Raw genomic sequence first — 17,856 nt, 5'->3', positions numbered from 1 at the left:
CACGATGGTGACAGTTTGGGGCCTCCCGCTCAGGGGGCTTCGCAGGGGGTCAGACCATGCGCATGATCTACGCGGACCAAGGTCCGTCACCACTGGAGACCGGGAAACCGGGCGCGACCGACAGGGATTCGACGTTCGGCTGGTGGGGTGCGTTCAGCATCCAGAAGTTCGTCAACCAGAACCCGCTCTCGCACACGCACGAGGACGCGACCGGCTGGCTCGCGTACTTGCAGCAGTTCTACGACCGCAACTTCTGGTTCGCCGACGCGGGCGCCCAGGTGTGGGCGTACGAGGAGACGTACGACAACTGGCAGGACCGGTACGGCGTGGATGCCGTCGTCGCGGTGTACCACTCGGGGCACGGCGGCATGGACGGCAACGGAGTGTTCTTCGCGCCGCTCGGCGCCAAGTGGGACAACCGCTCGGACGCGATCTCCAACCGGATGGCGTTCGGCAACGAGAAGGCCAACTACGTGTTCTGGTCGACGTGCAGCTCGCTGCGCGTCCTCGACGGGCACTCCCCCGTCCGTACGTGGGCGGGGCCCAACCTCGGCTCCCGGATGATCTTCGGGTTCGAGACCGTCAGCATCGACAGCGGCGACTACGGCAAGAAGTTCTGGGAGAAGTGGCGCGCCGGTCAGACGTTCTGCGACGCGTGGCTCAACGCGAGCTGGGACATCTACCACGGTCAGGCGCCCTCGGTGTGCGCCACCGGTGCGACCCAGGCGGAGGCGCAGAACCGGTTGAACTCGGAGCGCAACTTCTACCGGGAGCACGTTTCGGACAACTGGTACGTGTGGCGCTGGTACTACGCGCGCCAGGGCCTGCGCGACCCGCTGACGCAGGCGCCGGAAACCCCGCAGATCGTGCAGCTCGCGCCGCGCGACCCGAGCGACGAACTCGCCAGGATGGGCCGCCTCGCACACTTCCCGGCGGCGGCGCTGCAAGAGGTGCAGGTCGAGCGGCAGGGCGTGCTCAGCGCGAGCTCGGGCGACCGGTTCGTGTCGACGGCGCCGCAGGCGGTGCGCTGGGTGAAGCTCGCCGAGGCCAACCACCGCAACACGCGGCAGCTGCCGACCGAGCGCGCGGTCGAGATCGCGCAACGGTTCGCGAACGAGCACGCGGAGGGCGTCGAGCTGGTCGTGGACAGCGTGCACGACCTGATGCAGAACAGCGGCCAGAAGGACGGCTCGCAGATCGGTGAGCCGGTGTCGCTGCAGACGCACGTCACGTTCCGGCAGGCCTTCGACGGCGTACCGGTGATCACGCCGGGCCGCGGCGAGTTCCGGGTCGCGCTCGACAACGACGGCACGGTCGTCCAGGCCACCCTGTCGACGCGCACGCCCACCGGCGACACCCGCACGCCCGCCTCCGCGGTCGCGCCGCCGTCGGGCAAGGGTCAGCAGGCGCTCGCCTCGCCCGGGTCGCGCGACCCGCGGCAGGCGCTGGAGGAGGCGCAGCAGCGGCGCATCGCCCATCTCACCGCGATGGCCGCCGACAGCGAACGGTCGGCGGCCGACATCGAGGCGCAGCTGGAGATCACGGACGTACCCGGGTCCCTCGAGGTCGGTTACGAGATCGAGGGCAACGAGGCGTACCCGGCTGCCCGCAAGCTGATCGAGATCGGCTCGCGGGACAGCATGTTCAAGACCCAGCGGTGGGTGGTGGCACCTATCGCGAGGTGACAGACACGTCAGTTGGTGGCGGTCCGCCTCTTGCGGGCCGCCATCCACGCGTAGACGAGGACGCCCACGAACAGGAAGATGACGCCCTGGTAGACGGCCGCGTAGCCGGCGCCGCCGACCAGCCACATCGAGAAGCCGAACGCGGCGAGCGCGAGCGTCATGTCGCGCGCGAGGCGGCCCTTGCTCACCCGGTGGCCCTGGCCCGACAGCAGGAAGTAGATCTGCGCGCCGGTGGCGAGGAGGTACGGGACCGTCGCCGTGAACGTGGTGATGAGCACGAGGCTCTCGAAGACGCCTTCGGACCCGGCCGTGTAGTTGTAGATGGTCAGGAGCGAGGCGAGCGCGACGCCGACGAGCACGCCGAACGTCGGGACGCCGCGCTTCTTGCGGGCGAACGCGGCCGGGAACAGGCCGTCCTTCGCGGGGGCGTACGGCGCCTGCGCGGAGAGCAGCGTCCAGCCGTTGAGCGCGCCGAGGATCGAGACGACCGCGGCGATCGCGACCGCCGTGCCGCCCCACGTACCGCCGAACATCACGTTGACGGAGTCGGTCATCGGCGCGGTGGAGTCCACCAGCTTGTCGTGGGCGACGGTGCCGAAGACGGAGACCGTGCACAGCAGGTACACGAGCGCGGCGAGCGCGGTGCCGAGGACGGTGGCCCGGCCGACGTTGCGCTCCGGGTCGCGGACCTCGCCCGCGCTCATGGAGGCGGACTCGACGCCCAGGTAGCTGAAGAGCAGGATCGCGGCGGACGCCGAGATCGCGCCGACCGGGGAGTCCCCGCCCACCTGGAACGGGCCGAGGTTGTCGGCGTCGAAGAAGAACAGGCCGCCGACCGCGACGAGCACCAGCGGCGCGAACTTCAGGATGGTGGAGACCAGCTGGACGGCGCCGACGTAGCGGGTGCCGGCGAGGTTGGCGAGCGCGGGCAGCCACTGGCAGGCGAGCGCCGCGACGATCGTCCAGAACGTCGACCCGTGGATCGGCAGGAGCACGTCGAGGTAGCCGACGGCCGCGACGGCGAGCGCCGCGTTCGACACCCACGAGGTGATCCAGTAGCTCCACGCGGCGAGGAACCCGGCGAAGTCGCCGAAGGCCTCACGGGCGTACACGTAGGGGCCGCCGGTCTGCGGATGCCGCTTCGCGAGCCGCCCGAAGACGAGCGCGAGGGCGATGGCGCCGACCGTCAGGACGCCGAAGGCGACCAGCGAGATCGTGCCGTACGGGGCCACGGAGGCGGGCAGCAGGAAGATGCCGCCGCCGATGATGTTGCCCATGACGAGGGCCGTCGCGATGGGAAGACCGAACCTGCGGGCGTGCTTGCTGCTCTGGTTCTGGTCCTCGTCCGCTGCCGGAGCCGTCTCGGGAGCGGGGGCAGTCCCGGTGTCGAGCATGGGGGGAAGTGCCTCTCGATTGTGCTGGGCCACCGCGGGATCGCCGGATGGCGGGGCCCATGGTCCGGTGGGCTCCCGCCGCGCTCCAAATCAGGCGGAATTGTCCTGCGGCTCGGGGGGCGTGGCCGCAAATGATGCACCGCCGGGCTCGCGCTGGAGGGAATTCTCCACGGGCCGCCGAAGGGGCTTCGTCGCAGGTGGGTCCAGGGACAGCGGCGTGACCAGCATCGGGATCTGCGGTCCGTGACCTTCGGTGAGCCAGCGGCGCAGCACCTGGTGCACCTGCTCGGCGCCGACCAGGGACTCGCCCTCCGGCACCGGCTCTGACAGCTCCGCGGGCGACAGCAGGAACGGCCGGCTCTGGGCGCCGCCGAGCCCGCCGTGCGAGCCGATCTGCTCCTCGAAGGCGAGGACCTCGCCGTCCACCGGGTCGTACATGGAGTTGACCATGATGTCGGCGGTGTGCGGGAAGGAGTCGGTGCGGCGCACGGCGTCGGCGGCGCCCGGACCGAAGTCGGCGAGCGGCCCCTCGCCGTCGGCCAGCTCGGCCAGCGGCACCTCCGCGCCCCGCGCCCCCAGCACGACGGCGCCGTGCTCCTCGCTGCGTACGAGGAGGAAGCCGATGCCGGGATGGTTGGCGAGGGTCGCCAGCAGGGCGGGGTTGCGGGCGTCGATCTCCTCGCGGGTCATGCGGTGCGGGACGTCGGGGAACGAGACGAGGCCGAGGTTGCCGGAGGCCAGCACGATCGGTTCGCTGCGCTTTCCCTTGCCCGCGCCCTCCTCGACGGGCCGGTGCAGCGCGGCCCGCACGGCGGCGCGGGCCTCGGCGCCGCTGCGGGTGCGCCCCGCCTTGCGCGGCACGGGCAGCCCGCAGCCGGCGCGCACGAGGTCCTGGAGGGTCAGCCCGTAGCGGCCGCGGAAGGTCTCGCCGGGGCTCTGCCCGTGGTCGGAGAGGACGACGATGCGGTACGGGCGCGGCGCGTGCTCGGCGACCTTGACGAGCAGCGCGAGCGAGCGGTCGAGGCGTTCGAGCACCTGCTGCGCGTCGCGGCCGAACGGGCCCGAGTGGTGTGCCACCTCGTCGTAGGCCACGAGGTCGGCGTAGACGGCGCTGCGGCCGGCGAGCATGTCGCCGATGACGGCCGCGACGACGACGTCCCGCTCGACGACGGTCGCGAAGGCGCGGATGAACGGGTACAGGCCACCGCGCCCGATCCGCGGCCGCACCTTGCACATGCGGGCCCGCGTGGACTGTCCGATCTCGCGGCCGACCTCGGCGAAGAACGACAGCGCGGTGCGGACGGCGTTCGCCGGGTCGGAGAAGTAGGCGAAGTAGCCGGCCCGCGAGCGGTTCTCCTTGCCGCGCCTGGCGGCCACGGACAGCACGAGCGCGACCTGTTCCGCGCCGCCGCTGAACAGGTTGCCGCGGCTGGCGCCGTCGACGGTGAGCAGGCCGCCGTCACCGGTGTGCGCGACGGCGCGGCGCTGGAGTTCGGCGGCGCTGGTGGGCCGGTTGGACACCTGGGTCTCGCCGGTGTCCTTCTCGTACCAGCGGAAGGCCGGGACGTCGTAATTGGAGCCGTGCAGGATGCCGAGCTGGCTGGCGCCGGTCTGGCTCGACCAGTCGGTGCGCCACGGGGTGAGGCGGTGGCCGCCGTCGCGCAGCCATCCGTTGACCGTCGGCATCACGTCGTCGCGCGCGGCGCGGCGCAGCACCTCGTGGCCGACGCCGTCGAGCTGGATGAAGACGGTGCCGGGGGTGGGCGGGCAGGCGGTGTCGGCGTCGGAGCCCCTGCGGCGCCTGCGGTCGGCGAGCCGGTACAGGCGCCTGCGGTACGCGTCGTCGTCCCGGACGGCCAGGGCACCACCGGCCGCCGACGCCACGGCCGACATGACCGCGGCCACGACGACCGCGGTCTCGGGTCCCGCCTCGCCCCTGCCGTCGGGGATGAGGTGCAGCGCGATGAGCAGCAGGGCGCCGTTGAGGAAGAACACGACGAGGCCGAGGACGAGGGCGGGGACGAGCAGCAGGGCGCGTACGAGGATCGGCCAGACGAGGGCCGAGAGGAGGGCGAAGGCGGCGGCGCCGAGGGCGGCGGTGACGGCTACGCGGGTCATGCTGTCGCCGTCGTCGGACGTCAGCTTGAAGTCGGGGAGCAGTCCGGCGAGGACCATCATGGTGACCGTGCAGGCCGCCCAGACGGCGACCGAGCGCCAGGCGGTGCTTCCGGCCCGCCTCCACCATCGGCCTCCGGCCACGTTACGGCTCCCCTCATTTGGTCACGTGGGGTCAGGGTTTCACACCTTTTGGGGTCACCCGTGGTTACGGCCTCGGGGCTCCGCCCCGGACCCCGCGCCTCAAACGCCGGCGGGGCTGGAAAAGATCGAGGCTCTGCCCCGTACCCCGCGGGCTCTCGTCCATGAGGGGGGCTGAATGTGGCTAGCAGCCGTCGTAACCCGCCGTCGGCATCGACAAGCGGCGGTGGACGCGGGCCTTCATTTGCGCGTCGTAGGCCGGCTCCGCAAGACCCGCCGTCTCCAGGCGGACGCCGCGCCGCTCGCACTCCGCCGAGAACGCGTCGACCGACCGCAGCGCCGCCCGCAGCACCCGCTCGCAGGGCGCGACGAACACGTCGACGAGGCCCGCGTCGACATCCGCCCACAGCACCTCGTGGTCAGGGCGGACCCCGTGCACCAGGAGTTCGCGGGTGATCACGTACCCACGTTCGGCGGCCCAGCGCGCGCACATGGCGTGCTGGCTGCGCGAGTCCACCAGGAAGGGGTCGGCGTCCAGCTCCTCGAGCGGGATCAGGCTGGCGATCGCCGCGACCCGCACCGCTTCGCCGCTCCCGTCGGATGCCCCCATGCGTCCCCCCTCACCACAGCTTTCGGCCCCGACCCTACTCCTGCACGTAGGCTCAAGGGAGTCGCCCGAAGGAGCACAAGGAGGAGCGCGTGCCGGTGGAGATCACCTGGTGGGGTCATGCCACCTGCACCGTCGAGGACGCCGGCACGCGCGTCCTCACGGATCCCCTCTTCGCCCGGCGCCTCGCACATCTGCGCCGCCGGCGCGGCGCGCCCCCGCCGCCGCGCGCGGCGGAGGCGGACGTCGTCCTGGTCTCCCACCTGCACGCCGACCACCTGCACGTGCCCTCGCTCGCCCGGCTCGCGCCCGGTACCCGGGTGCTCGTGCCGAAGGGCGCCCCGCGCGCCGTGCCCGCGCTGCGCAAGCTCCGCACGCTGAAGATCATCGAGGTGGAGGCGGGCGCGCGCGTGGAGGTCGGAAACGTGGCGATAGAAGCGGTCCGCGCCGAGCACGACGGGCGCAGGCTCCCGGTCGGGCCGCACACGGCCCCCGCGCTCGGCTACGTCGTGAACGGCGAGGCCCGTACGTACTTCGCGGGCGACACCGGGCTCTTCGACGGCATGGCCGAGGCCGTGGGCGAGGTCGATGTGGCGCTGCTGCCGGTGGGCGGCTGGGGCCCCTACCTCGGCTCCGGCCACCTCGACGCCGGGCGGGCCGCCGAGGCGCTCGCCCGGATCGCGCCGCGCAGCGCGGTGCCCGTGCACTACGGGACGTACTGGCCGATCGGCATGGACGCGGTGCGGCCGCACGAGTTCCACGCGCCGGGCGACGAGTTCGTCCGGCAGGCGGCGCTGCGCGCGCCCGGCGTGGCGGTGCACCGGCTCGACCAGGGCGAGAGCGTACGTCCCGAGGTGGCCGGATGAGACGGCCCGCAAGCCTTCGCCCCGGATCCCGTCGGCCCAGATCCCTTCGGTCGGGAGCGCGCCGGTGATGCTCTTCGCAGCGACCCAGGTGCCGCCCGAGACGACCCAACAGGCCGTCGGCTACCCCACGTTGTTCCTGCTCGTCTTCCTCGGGGCGCTCGTCCCCGTCATTCCGACCGGCGCGCTCGTGAGTTCCGCGGCGGTCGTCGCGTTCCACCACAGCTCGCCGCTCTCGCTGCTGCTCGTCTTCGCGGCGGCGGCGCTCGCCGCGTTCCTGGGCGACATCGCCCTGTACTGGCTGGGGCGGCGCGGCATGCACTCGAAGAACGGGTCGAAGTGGCTGGAGGCGATCCGTTCGCGGGCGCCCGAGGAGCGGCTCGCGCAGGCGCAGGACAAGCTCGCGGACCACGGCGTGATGGTGCTCGTGCTGTCGCGGCTCGTGCCCGCGGGGCGGATCCCCGTGATGCTGGCCTGTCTGCTGGCGAAGATGCCGCTGCGGCAGTTCGCCCGCGGCGATGCCCCCGCCTGCCTCGCGTGGGCGGTGACGTACCAGGTCATCGGCATCCTCGGTGGTTCCCTGTTCCCGGAGCCGTGGCAGGGCGTCGTCGCGGCGATCGCGCTGACCGTGCTGATCAGCGCGGTGCCGAGCGTCTGGCGCAAGGTGCGGGGCCGGGAGTCAGGCAGTCAGCACGCGTGAGCCGCCCACCGGCACGTCCCACAGGGCCGTGCGCGGCAGGCCCGCCTTGTCCCAGGCGGCGCGCAGCCGGTGCAGCGGTTCGAGGACCGGCTCCGCCGACAGCAGGAACGTCGCCCAGTGCATCGGCGCCATCCGGCGCGCGCCCACGTCCTGCACCGCCCGCACCGCGTCCTCCGGGTCGCAGTGCACGTCCTTGAGCCACCAGCGCGGGTCGTACGCGCCGATGGGCAGCAGGGCGAGGTCGATGCCCGGGTAGCGGCGGCCGATCTGCGAGAACCAGTGGCCGTAGCCGGTGTCGCCCGCGAAGTAGATCCGCTGCCCCTCGGCGTCGGTGAGCACCCAGCCGCCCCACAGGGTGCGGCAGGTGTCGACGAGGCTGCGCTTGGACCAGTGGTGGGCCGGCACGAAGTCGAAGCGGACGCCCTTCAGCTCCACCGCCTCCCACCAGTCCAGCTCCGTGACCCGCGTGAAGCCGCGCCGCGTGAACCAGCGGGCGAGCCCCGCGGGGACGAGGACCGGGGTGTCGCGCGGGAGTCTTTTTACGGTCGGCCAGTCCAGGTGGTCGTAGTGGTTGTGGCTGATGACGACGGCGTCCACGCGGGGCAGCGCGCTCCAGGCGACGCCGGCGGGGGTGACCCTGGCCGGGGTGCCGAGGATCTTGCGGGACCAGACGGGGTCGGTGAGGACCGTGAGGCCGCCGATGCGGACGATCCAGCTGGCGTGCCCGACCCAGGTGACGGCGGCCGTACGGGCGTCGACCTGCGGCAGCGGGCCGGGCGCGAAGGGCAGGTTCGGGATGTCGGCAAGGCTCTCGGCGGGCGGCCGGAGCGCGCCCTCGCGGGCGAATCTGGCGAAGGCGCGCAGGCCCGGCAGCGGTGCGGTCAGCCGGTGGGCGAAGGATTTGGGCCAGCGGCGCGGTACGTCCTGCGCCGCGGTGTCTCCCCCGCCGAGCGGCCGCGGCCGGACGAGGGGCGGAGGGGCCGCGGCGGCATCGACCCGCTGCATGGCCGACGGTGCTTCGGACGCCTGCGTCATCGCTCGGTCTCCCATCCTTCGCCTGCCGGTTCCCCGCCGATGGCGCGGAGCGTCGACTCCACCATGGTCAACAGCCTTGCGACGTGCGGCAATTCCAAGGGCTCCGGTGAGGTGAGGGACGCGCTGCGTTCCTCGGGGGTTGACCCGAGCAGCGGTCCCGTCGACAGCCGGGCCCGCAGCGCGCCCTGTTCGTCGCCGAAGCGGTGGCCGCCGGGGACCGGCATGCCGAGCCGCTCGCCGAGGAAGTCCTCCAGGTCCTGGGAGTCGCTGACGTCGAGCGCGGCGAGCCGGGGGCGCAGCTCCTCCAGGTCCATGTAGAGGTGCCGGCCGGCCCGCGGGGGTCTGGCGAGGCCGCCCGCGCCGAGCACGGCGCGGTGCAGGGCACCGGCGACCTGCGCGTGCAGCGCGGCACCGACGCGGCGCCGCTCGGTGATCTCCTCGGTCTCGTTCAGGACGTACGTGGCCGCGGCGGCGACCGGCGCCGCGAGCAGCGCCCCCGTGGCGGTGAGGAAGTCGAGGACGCGGGCGCGCAGCCGGGCGCCGCGCTCGGTGGCGGGGAACCGGGCGCAGGCCGCGGGCAGCGAGGGCGGCAGGAACGCGCCGGTGAGGTCGCTGAGGACGGTGACGTCGAGCGGGTACATCTCGGCGGGGCTGAACAGGACGGAGTCCGCGCCCGGGTGCAGGGTGTCCCGCCACGTCTCGTCGCTGACCACGTGCAGCCCCTCGGCCGCGGCCGCCTCCACGGCCTCGTGCAGCACCTCGGGCGGCGGCACGGTCGCCGTCGGGTCGTCGGCCACGGACAGCACGAGCAGCCGCGGGTCGCCGCCCTCGGCTCTGACCCGGCGGACGGTCTCCAGGAAGGCCGTCGAGTCGGGGACGCCGCCGCACTCGGCGGGCGTCGGCACGTGGTAGACGGCGCGGCCCAGGAGCCTGGCCTGCGGCACCCACCAGGCCGAACAGGGGCGCGGCACCAGCATGTCGCCGCCGAGCGCGGCGGTGAGGGCGAGCAGCAGCGGGGCCGCGCCGGGCGCCGCGCCGAGCTGCTCGCGTTCGGTGTCGAGGCCGCGGCGCCGCCAGTAGCCGCAGGCCGCCTCCAGCAGGGCGGGCGGCCCGCCCGGCGGCTCCGAGGCCGGGCGCCCCGCGGCGCTCGCGGCGACGGCGGCCAGTTCGGGCAGCACCGGGAGGCCGGGCTCGGGCAGCGGCGGTCCGTACCGCACGGGCCCACGGCCTTCGGGGGCCCGGGCCCCCGCGGCGCCGGGGCCTGAAGTCCTGGCCGTGGGTTCCGATGGCCGCATGCTGCCTCCGTGCCGTCCGGTCGCTGTGCGGGTGGGGGTCGCGCTGTACGGGGCGGCCGCCGTGGGCAGGCGGGCCACCGGGTCCGAGCAGCCGGGAGACCGGAGCCGGGTCCTGCCTCCAGCGTCACACCTGACCGGGTGTCCGCGCGCGGCGTGGCCCACGTGTCGGCCTCCTGCCCCTGTACGTACCCGTGTGGGCACCGGGGCAGGCGGGGCGGGAGGAGGTGGCTGGGCCGGTCGGGTGACTGTCGCTGCCCGGAGCGTGGCGGACGGTCAGTCCGCCACGGCGGTGAACTCGCGCTCCAGGCCGCGTCCGCGCCGTTCGACGACGGCGGAGGCGACGTCCGCCAGTTTCCGGTTGGTGGTCTGCGAGATTCGGCGCAGCACGGTGAACGCGTCGTCCGGTGCGCAATCCAGCACATGCATGACGATGCCGCAGGCCTGGTCCACGACGGGCCGTGTGCGCAGCGCCGAGCCCAGCTGGTCGACCTCGGTGAGCGCCGCCTCGTAGGAGCGGTCGCGCAGCAGGCAGTCGGCGGCCAGATCGCCGAGGGCACGGACCGGCCCGTGCGACGCGGCCTCCAGGGAGCCGGCCCGGAAGCTGTACAGGCTGAGCGTGACCGTGAGGTCGCCGCTGCGGAAGGGAATGGTGATGCTGGAGCGCACCCCGGAGTCCAGGGCGAGCGCACGGTAGTCGGGCCAGCGCCGGTCGTTCAGCAGGTCACTGGCGTCGACCGGGTCCCCGCCCTCCTCGGCCGCCGGTATGGGCCCGTCGCCGTAGCGGTCCTGCACGGAGACGAGCGCGGCGAGATCGGGGTGGGTCACCGCGGTCGGCCGGTCGTCGGTGCCGTCGCTCGCGGTGGCGACGGCGCCGCAGCACTCCGCGGTGCACCGGAGCGCCCCCTCGGCGAACTCGGAGAGCCGCCGGGCGGAAAGCCCCGATTCCGCTGTCCCCGCGGCGCGTTGGCCCAGCGCCACCGGATACCTTCCGACGTGGGCCGCGTCGTCGTCCTGATCGGCCGGCACGTACTGTCGCATCGGGTTCACGCCTCCTTGTCGGTCGGCTTCCCGTACCGGGCTCCCGAAAACGCGGGACGGGATACGTTCTCAGCATGGCGCAGACGGAGGAATTCGATGAAGAGCTGGCGGACTTCGTGCGCCGTGTGGCGGAGTTGAAAGCAGCACGCGCGGTGTCGACGGCGGAACTGCCCGCCGTCCTCGACGCGGCACTCTTCGAACTCGACCACGTAGCAGGGAAGTTGTTGCCGCACCCCCAGCAAGGTGGGGCCACGGGCCCGGGTATGGGCCGCAACGCGGCGGCCGAGCGGCACGAGCAGCAGCTGCTGCGCGCCGTCTTCCAGCGCCTTCCGCTGCCGGTGGCGCTCGTGGACCGCGAAGCGGTCGTGCGCCGCCTCAACTTCGCGGCGACGACCTTCACGGGCGTACGCGCCGGATACGCGACGGGCCGCCCGATGACCGGGTTCCTTGCGCACGCCGACCGGGCCGCGTTCCGCTCGCAGGTCGCCGCGGTGGCCCGGGGCGAGGGGGACCGCGGGCTGACCGTGCATCTGCAGCAGAACCCGCAGGCCCCCGTCCGCACGGTCCTCACGGGCCTGCGCCCGGGCAACGAGCGGCGCACCACGGTCCTCGCGGTGCTGCAGCCCGCGGACGCCGGCCTCGGGCCCACGTCGGCCCGGCCCGCCGCGCCGGTCCCCGACCTCGCGGAGACGACCCGGCACGCCGCGCTCACCGACCTGCTCGACGCGATGGCACGGGAGCTGCTCGGTGGCCCGGTGGGCGACCCGGCCGAACTCCTGCGGCGCGCCGCCCACGTGCTGCACGGCCGGTTCGCCGACTGGGTGGTGGCCGACAAGGGGGCCGCGCACCTGGAGCGTATAGAGGTGCTCGGCGCGGACGACGAGGCCGTCCGGGACATCGCCGCGCAGGACCCGGCCGCGGGACCGCTCGTCGTCGAGGCGGCGCGCGGCGGCGCCCCGACGCTGCTCGTGCGCCCGGAGGACCTGAGAGCCCTGGGCGACGACGCGTCGGGGGCGCCGGTGCTCGTCCGTGCCGATGTCACCTCGCTTCTGTGTGTGCCGCTGATACCCGCGCCCGGCGAACCGGTCCAGGGTGTGCTCACCCTGTTCCGGTCCGCGGGCCGCCTCGCCTTCTCCATGGCGGAGGCGAAGACGCTCGACATGATGGCCCGTCACATCGCCCTGGCGATGCGGAAATAGGGCCACCGGCCGAGGCTCGGAACTAGGCGGCGTCCGTCAGGACCTGGTCCCGCAGGCGGTCGCAGCAGCGGCTGATCAGCCGGGACACGTGCATCTGCGAGATGCCGAGCCGCTCGGCGATCCGGCTCTGTGTCATGTCGCCGAAGAACCGCATGTACAGGATCTCCCGCTCGCGCTCCGGCAGCGCCGCGATCCGCGGCTTGACGGCCTCGCGGTCGACGACGATGTCGAGCGCCGGATCCGCGTCGCCGAGCGCGTCGGACAGCGAGTATCCGTCCTCGCTGCCGGGCAGCTCCGCGTCGAGGGACAGCGCGGTGAAGCTCTCCAGCGCCTCCAGGCCGGTACGGGCCTCGTCCTCGGTCATGTTGGCGTGCTCGGCGATCTCCGTCAGGGTCGGGGCGCGCCCCGAGATGGTCGCGGAGAGTTCTTGCTGTGCGAACCGGACCCTGTTGCGCAGGTCCTGGACGCGGCGTGGCACATGCAGCGTCCACATGTGGTCGCGGAAATGCCGCTTGATCTCGCCGGTCACGGTGGGCACGGCATAGCTCTCGAAGGCGTTGCCGAGCTCCGGGTCGTATCGGTCCACGGCCTTCACCAGGCCGAGAGCGGCAACCTGCCGCAGATCCTCGTAGGCCTCGCCGCGATTACGGAAACGCCCCGCGAGCCGGTCGGCCATCGGTAGCCAGGCCTCGACGACCTCCTGGCGCAGTTCATCGCGCTCGGGACCGTCGGGCATGTTGGACAGCTTGGCGAAAGCCTCGGCGGTGTCGGGGGCGTCGTCGTGCGGGTGGCGTCCACCGGGCTTCACCGGGTTCTGGGGTGAGCTGGTACGCGTGCGCATCTGGTCGCAACTCCCTGAAAGGTGCCTTGGGTTCAGTGGTCACCGTGGGAGTCGCGCCCGCACAGACTGTCGGACACACCCGGGGCGATCCTGCGGATCGACCGGATACGACGCGGTCGTATCCCTCCCACGGACGTGCCTCCTGTCCGAAGCACTGTTATTCGCCTGCCCTTGGGTCATCGCCGCAAACACAGCGACCTTTCCAGCGTGCCCTCAACGGGCCGGGCCCGCATGTTCGCGCGGGTCCGCCTCCTCGCGCCGGGGCAGCAGCCACTCCTCGTAGCGTCCGAGGACGAGTACGAACCCCAGCATGCCCGCGGGAATCAGGACCGTCAGCAGCTCCATGGCCTGTCCTTCCAGCCGGTCGCCCGAGAGGAAACGACCGCTCACGGGTCTCCCCGCCCCGCGCGGCCAAACCACCAGGTGTCACCGCGAAGCGGTCGGGTACGCGGTGGGCACCGCCGAGTCACTGGAGGGAACGATGCAACGCGGCAGCGACCGGCTGAGCGCCCACCGCGACGACGAAATGAAGCACGAACTGCAGGGTCTGCTCCGCTCCGGGCACCCCACGCGGGTCGAGGAGTGGAACGACCCCGAGCCCGCGGCGGAGGACGACCCGGAGGTGGCGGGCGGACCCGTGGAACCGGGTCCAGGACCTGGCCGCCTGGACGCCGTCCGGCTCGAACTGGGGCGGCTCCTCGGCCGCACCTCGTTTCCGGCCACGCCCGGGGCGCTCGCGGAAGCGCTGCGCGAGCGGTCCGCCCCCGACCGGCTCGTCGAGCCGGTGGCGGCGCTGCCTGCGAAGACCGTGTTCCATACGGCCTCGGACCTGGCCAAAGCCCTTACAAATGACGGGGGTTAGCCCCGGGTCGGTCGGGTACGCGGGCCGGAATCACGGTGCACCCGAAGATGCAGAGAGGCCGAATTCGATGGCCGATGTAGTACGGGAAGTCATGACACCCGGCGTGGTCGCGGTACGCCCCGACGCCTCGTTGGTCGAGGCCGCCCAGCTGATGCGGGCGCAGGACATCGGGGATGTGCTGGTGGCGGACGAGGCGCAGGTCGTGGGCGTGCTCACGGACCGCGACATCGCGCTGCGGGCCGTCGCCGACGGGGCCGATCCGCTCACTGTGAGCGCCGAGGCGGTGTGCACTCCGCATCCGGTGGCGATCGGCCCGGACGACGAGGTGTCCACCGCGGTGGCGCTGATGCGCGAGTACGCCGTGCGCCGCCTGCCGGTGGTGCAGGACGGGCAGGCCGTCGGGATGGTCAGCCTGGGCGATCTGGCGCTGACCCAGGACCCGGCGTCCGCGCTCGCCGACATCAGCGGCGCCGACCCGGACGGCTGGGCGCGCGACAAACCGACCTGAGCCCTCCTTGAGAGCACCGAAAAGACCTACGCAGCAAGGGAGTTGACCGACGATGCGGATCGCGTTCCTCGTGGCGCCCGAAGGGGCCGAACAGGTTGAACTGACCGATCCCTGGCAGGCGGTGCGGGACGCGGGCGGCGAACCCGTGCTCGTATCGACCAAGCAGGGTGAGATCCAGGCCTTCGACCACCTCGACAAGGCGGACAAGTTCCCCGTCGACAAGACGGTGGCGTCCCTCGCGTCGTCGGCGGACGGCTTCGACGCGCTGGTACTGCCCGGCGGCGTGGCCAACCCGGACCAGCTGCGCACGGACCCCGAGGCGGTCGCGTTCGTACGGGACTTCTTCGACCGGGGCCTGCCGGTCGCGGCGATCTGCCACGCGGCGTGGACGCTGGTCGAGGCCGACGTGGTGCGCGACCGCACCCTGACCTCGTACCCGAGCCTCGCCACCGACATCCGCAACGCGGGCGGCACCTGGGTCGACGAGCAGGTGAAGGTCTGCACGGCCGGACCGAACGTGCTGGTCACCAGCCGTCGCCCGGACGACCTCAAGGCCTTCGACGCGGCGCTGCTGAAGCAGGTCAGCGGAACCTGAGGCGCGCGCCCCGCCCCCACCCGTACCCACGCACGACTTTCGGGAGGCAGCCATGGACCTGGCGTTCCTCAATCCCCTCTGCAACCGTCCCGGCCCCTGGGCATCCGTGTACGTCGACACGTCACGGCACAGCGAATCCACCCCCGACGAGCGGTCGTTGGAGGCGCTCGGGGTGCAGCGCGCGCTCGCCGCGGCCGGCGCGGACGAGGCGACGTGTCACGCGATGCGGGCCGCGGTCGAGGACCTGCGGCACTCGCGCGAACCGGTCGGCCGGGCCTTCTTCGGACGTGACGGCGAGGTCGTCCTCGACCCGCCGCTGAGCACGCCGCCGGGGCAGACGTCGGCGCACTGGGCGGCGCTGCCGCACACGACGCCGCTGCTCGATCTCGCGGGCGAGGACCCGCTGTGCCTCGTCGCGTACGTCGACAGGACCGGCGCCGACTTCGAACTGCGCTCCGCGCGCGGGGAGTCGCAGGCGGGCAAGGTGACCGGGCAGCAGTGGCCGGTGCACCGCACGTCGTCCGGTGACCCGTCGGAGCGGCACTTCCAGCTGCGCGTGGAGAACACCTGGGAGCACAACGCCGCTGAGATCGCCGGGGAGTTGGCGCACCGGCAGGCCGAGACCCGGGCCGACCTCGTCGTCCTGGTCGGCGACGACCGGGAGTGCGTCGCCGTACGGGACCGGCTCCCCGCCGAACTGGGCGACTCGGTCGTCCGCGCCCGGCACGGGGCGGAGAGCCGGCTCCTCGACAGCGAGCTGGAACAGGCCAGGGCCGAGCAGGTGGCGCGGCGCGCCGCGCACGACCTGGCGCTGTTCGCCGAGGCGCGCGGTCAGGGCGAAGCGGCGGCGGAGGGCGTGCCCGCGTTGGTGGACGCGGCGCGTGAGCACCGGATCGCGGAGCTTCTGATCCGTTCGGACGGGCCCGACGCGCACCGTGAGGTGTGGGTGGGCGACAGCCCGGACCAGCTGGGCGTGCGGCGCGCGGACGCGGAGGCGCTCGGCGGGGGTGACGTGGTGTCGGCACGGGCCGACGACGCGCTCATGAGGTGCGCTGCCGCGAGCGGGGCGGCTGCGTTGTCCGTCTCCGGAGCGGACCCCTCTGCGGGACCGGCGGGTGGCCTGGGCGCGCTCCTGCGTTGGTCCCAGTAGCCGTTGCACTCCCGGGGCGGAGCCCCGGACCCCGCGAGTCTCGTCCAAGAGCGGGGCCAATTTTAGCCCCGCCGGCGATTGAGGCGCGGGGTCCGGGGCAGAGCCCCGCGGCCGCAACCACCGGTGGGCGCAACAGCTACCGGGTCCGCTCCACTCGGCGTTCGTCCCAGACCGGGTCCTGGGTCTCCCGGACCTGGCCGTCCGAGCCGAAGACCAGGTAGCGGTCGAAGGCGCGGGCGAACCAGCGGTCGTGGGTGACCGCGAGGACCGTGCCGTCGAAGGATTCGAGGCCCTCCTGGAGGGCCTCGGCCGACTCCAGGTCGAGGTTGTCCGTGGGCTCGTCCAGCAACAGCGCGGTCGCGCCCTCGAGCTCGAGCAGCAGGATCTGGAAGCGGGCCTGCTGGCCACCCGAAAGACGCTCGAACTTCTGCTCCGCCTGCGCCGTCAGCTCGTAGCGACGGAGCAGGGACATCGCCGCCCCCTTGTCCTTGGCGTGGTCGCGCCACAGGATGTCGAGGAGCGGCCGCCCCTGGAGCTCGGGGTGGGCGTGGGTCTGGGCGAAGTGGCCGGGCACGACCCGCGCGCCGAGCTTCCACGCGCCGGTGTGGCCCACGGAGTCGTCGCCCGCGAGCAGCCGCAGGAAGTGCGACTTCCCCGAGCCGTTCGAGCCGAGGACCGCGACCCGCTCGCCGTAGAAGACCTCCAGCGAGAAGGGCTTCATGAGGCCGGTCAGCTCAAGGTTCTCGCAGGTCACCGCCCGGATGCCGGTGCGGCCGCCCTTCAGGCGCATCGTGATGTCCTGCTCGCGCGGCGGCTCCGGCGGCGGGCCCGCCTCCTCGAACTTGCGCAGCCGCGTCTGCGCCGCCGCGTAACGGGACGCCATTTCGTGGCTGACGGAAGCCGCCTGCCGCAGGTTGACCACCAGCTTCTTCAGCTGCGCGTGCTTCTCGTCCCAGCGGCGGCGCAGCTCCTCGAAGCGCGCGAATCGCTCGCGGCGCGCCTCGTGGTACGTGGCGAAGCCACCACCGTGCACCCACGCGTCGGCCCCGCCGGGGCTCGGCTCGACGCTGACGATCTTCTCCGCTGAGCGGGCGAGCAGCTCGCGGTCGTGGGAGACGAACAGGACCGTCTTGCGGGTCTCGCGGAGCTTCTCCTCCAGCCAGCGCTTGCCGGGGACGTCCAGATAGTTGTCCGGCTCGTCGAGGAGGAGGACCTCGTCCGTGCCGCGCAGCAGCGCCTCCAGGACGAGACGCTTCTGTTCGCCGCCCGAGAGGGTGCTCACCTCGCGGAACTGGGCCTTGTCGTACGGCACGCCCAGCGCCGCCGTCGTGCACATGTCCCAGAGGGTCTCCGCCTCGTAGCCCTGCGCCTCGGCCCAGTCGGAGAGGGCCTGCGCGTAGCTCATCTGCGCGGCCTCGTCGTCGACGGTCATGATCAGGTGCTCGGCCTCGTCGACCGCCTTCGCCGCCTCCCGGATGCGCGGCGAGGACACCGATACGAGCAGGTCGCGGACGGTCGTCTCGTCACGGACCGACCCCACGAACTGGCGCATCACACCGAGCCCGCCGCCGACGGTGACCGAGCCGCCGTGCGGCCGCAGCTCGCCGGAGATCAGTCGCAGGAGGGTCGTCTTGCCCGCTCCGTTCGGCCCGACGAGCGCGACGACCGCGCCCTCGCCGACCCGGAACGAGACATCGCCCAGCAGCGCCCTCCCGTCGGGGAGGTAGTACTCAAGATGTGCCGCTTCCAGATGTCCCATGATCCCGCATTCTGGACGCCCGTGCGGGTGACGGGCAAACGAATTGGCCGGAGCGCACCGGATGCGGAC

General features: G+C 72.9%; 17 protein-coding genes. 8 read left to right on the top strand and 9 right to left on the bottom strand.

Going from position 1 to position 17,856, the window contains the following annotated elements:
* Positions 1 to 56: 56 nt before the first annotated feature.
* A complete protein-coding gene (locus ACYSUO_RS30500; RefSeq protein ID WP_461779437.1) occupies positions 57 to 1,685 on the top strand; it encodes a DUF6345 domain-containing protein in 1,629 nt (542 codons plus the stop codon).
* A gap of 8 nt (positions 1,686 to 1,693) precedes the next feature.
* Here the strand turns inward: ACYSUO_RS30500 and ACYSUO_RS30495 are convergent, their stop codons facing one another.
* The 3 genes from ACYSUO_RS30495 to ACYSUO_RS30485 all read right to left on the bottom strand — a co-directional run bounded on the left by ACYSUO_RS30495 (position 1,694) and on the right by ACYSUO_RS30485 (position 5,945).
* Entirely contained in the window at positions 1,694 to 3,079 is a 1,386-nt protein-coding gene (locus ACYSUO_RS30495) for an amino acid permease (protein ID WP_461779436.1), read from the bottom strand.
* 90 nt (positions 3,080 to 3,169) lie between these two features.
* Positions 3,170 to 5,257, bottom strand: a complete 2,088-nt coding sequence (locus ACYSUO_RS30490) for an alkaline phosphatase family protein (protein ID WP_461779483.1) — start codon at positions 5,255 to 5,257, stop codon at positions 3,170 to 3,172.
* A gap of 262 nt (positions 5,258 to 5,519) precedes the next feature.
* The gene (locus ACYSUO_RS30485) at positions 5,520 to 5,945 is read right to left on the bottom strand and encodes a hypothetical protein (RefSeq protein WP_426899142.1); all 426 of its coding nucleotides are present in this window, start codon (positions 5,943 to 5,945) and stop codon (positions 5,520 to 5,522) included.
* Positions 5,946 to 6,034: 89 nt separating this feature from the next.
* On the opposite strand from ACYSUO_RS30485, the gene ACYSUO_RS30480 reads away from it, so the two are divergent.
* Together ACYSUO_RS30480 and ACYSUO_RS30475 are read left to right on the top strand one after the other, a co-directional pair.
* A complete protein-coding gene (locus ACYSUO_RS30480) occupies positions 6,035 to 6,808 on the top strand; it encodes an MBL fold metallo-hydrolase (RefSeq protein WP_461779435.1) in 774 nt (257 codons plus the stop codon).
* Positions 6,809 to 6,875: 67 nt separating this feature from the next.
* Positions 6,876 to 7,505 carry a DedA family protein gene (locus tag ACYSUO_RS30475; RefSeq protein ID WP_461779434.1) on the top strand — a complete coding sequence of 210 codons (630 nt, stop codon included), beginning with the start codon at positions 6,876 to 6,878 and terminating at the stop codon, positions 7,503 to 7,505.
* Here ACYSUO_RS30475 and ACYSUO_RS30470 read toward each other — a convergent pair.
* The 3 genes from ACYSUO_RS30470 to ACYSUO_RS30460 all read right to left on the bottom strand — a co-directional run bounded on the left by ACYSUO_RS30470 (position 7,485) and on the right by ACYSUO_RS30460 (position 10,873).
* On the bottom strand, positions 7,485 to 8,540 hold the full coding sequence (locus ACYSUO_RS30470; protein ID WP_461779433.1) for an MBL fold metallo-hydrolase: 1,056 nt from the start codon (positions 8,538 to 8,540) through the stop codon (positions 7,485 to 7,487). The two genes, ACYSUO_RS30475 and ACYSUO_RS30470, sit on opposite strands and share 21 nt — an antisense overlap.
* Positions 8,537 to 9,835: an aminotransferase class I/II-fold pyridoxal phosphate-dependent enzyme gene (locus ACYSUO_RS30465; protein WP_461779432.1), complete on the bottom strand. Its 1,299-nt coding sequence runs from the start codon at positions 9,833 to 9,835 to the stop codon at positions 8,537 to 8,539. Before ACYSUO_RS30465 ends, ACYSUO_RS30470 begins: the two co-directional genes overlap by 4 nt.
* 273 nt (positions 9,836 to 10,108) lie before the next feature.
* Entirely contained in the window at positions 10,109 to 10,873 is a 765-nt protein-coding gene (locus ACYSUO_RS30460) for an ANTAR domain-containing response regulator (protein ID WP_461779431.1), read from the bottom strand.
* A gap of 74 nt (positions 10,874 to 10,947) precedes the next feature.
* On the opposite strand from ACYSUO_RS30460, the gene ACYSUO_RS30455 reads away from it, so the two are divergent.
* Positions 10,948 to 12,072, top strand: coding sequence for a PAS domain-containing protein (locus ACYSUO_RS30455; protein WP_461779430.1), 1,125 nt, complete (start codon positions 10,948 to 10,950; stop codon positions 12,070 to 12,072).
* Positions 12,073 to 12,094: 22 nt separating this feature from the next.
* Here ACYSUO_RS30455 and ACYSUO_RS30450 read toward each other — a convergent pair whose 3' ends face one another.
* On the bottom strand, positions 12,095 to 12,913 hold the full coding sequence (locus ACYSUO_RS30450; protein WP_461779429.1) for an RNA polymerase sigma factor SigF: 819 nt from the start codon (positions 12,911 to 12,913) through the stop codon (positions 12,095 to 12,097).
* A 213-nt stretch (positions 12,914 to 13,126) separates the two neighbouring features.
* Entirely contained in the window at positions 13,127 to 13,303 is a 177-nt protein-coding gene (locus tag ACYSUO_RS30445; protein ID WP_461779428.1) for a hypothetical protein, read from the bottom strand.
* 91 nt (positions 13,304 to 13,394) lie between these two features.
* Between ACYSUO_RS30445 and ACYSUO_RS30440 the strand changes: the two genes are divergently transcribed.
* From ACYSUO_RS30440 to ACYSUO_RS30425, 4 genes are all read left to right on the top strand, one after another.
* Positions 13,395 to 13,775, top strand: coding sequence for a DUF2795 domain-containing protein (locus tag ACYSUO_RS30440; protein ID WP_461779427.1), 381 nt, complete (start codon positions 13,395 to 13,397; stop codon positions 13,773 to 13,775).
* Positions 13,776 to 13,842: 67 nt separating this feature from the next.
* Positions 13,843 to 14,283, top strand: a complete 441-nt coding sequence (locus ACYSUO_RS30435) for a CBS domain-containing protein (RefSeq protein ID WP_461779426.1) — start codon at positions 13,843 to 13,845, stop codon at positions 14,281 to 14,283.
* 52 nt (positions 14,284 to 14,335) lie between these two features.
* Entirely contained in the window at positions 14,336 to 14,878 is a 543-nt protein-coding gene (locus ACYSUO_RS30430; RefSeq protein WP_461779425.1) for a type 1 glutamine amidotransferase domain-containing protein, read from the top strand.
* A gap of 52 nt (positions 14,879 to 14,930) precedes the next feature.
* On the top strand, positions 14,931 to 16,028 hold the full coding sequence (locus tag ACYSUO_RS30425; RefSeq protein WP_461779424.1) for a baeRF2 domain-containing protein: 1,098 nt from the start codon (positions 14,931 to 14,933) through the stop codon (positions 16,026 to 16,028).
* A gap of 136 nt (positions 16,029 to 16,164) precedes the next feature.
* Here the strand turns inward: ACYSUO_RS30425 and ACYSUO_RS30420 are convergent, their stop codons facing one another.
* On the bottom strand, positions 16,165 to 17,787 hold the full coding sequence (locus ACYSUO_RS30420; RefSeq protein WP_461779423.1) for an ABC-F family ATP-binding cassette domain-containing protein: 1,623 nt from the start codon (positions 17,785 to 17,787) through the stop codon (positions 16,165 to 16,167).
* Positions 17,788 to 17,856: the final 69 nt, after the last annotated feature.

Source organism: Streptomyces sp. UC4497 (assembly GCF_054871485.1).
The sequence above is the reverse complement of the archived record's forward strand: the minus strand, read 5'-3'. Positions and strand labels throughout refer to the sequence as shown.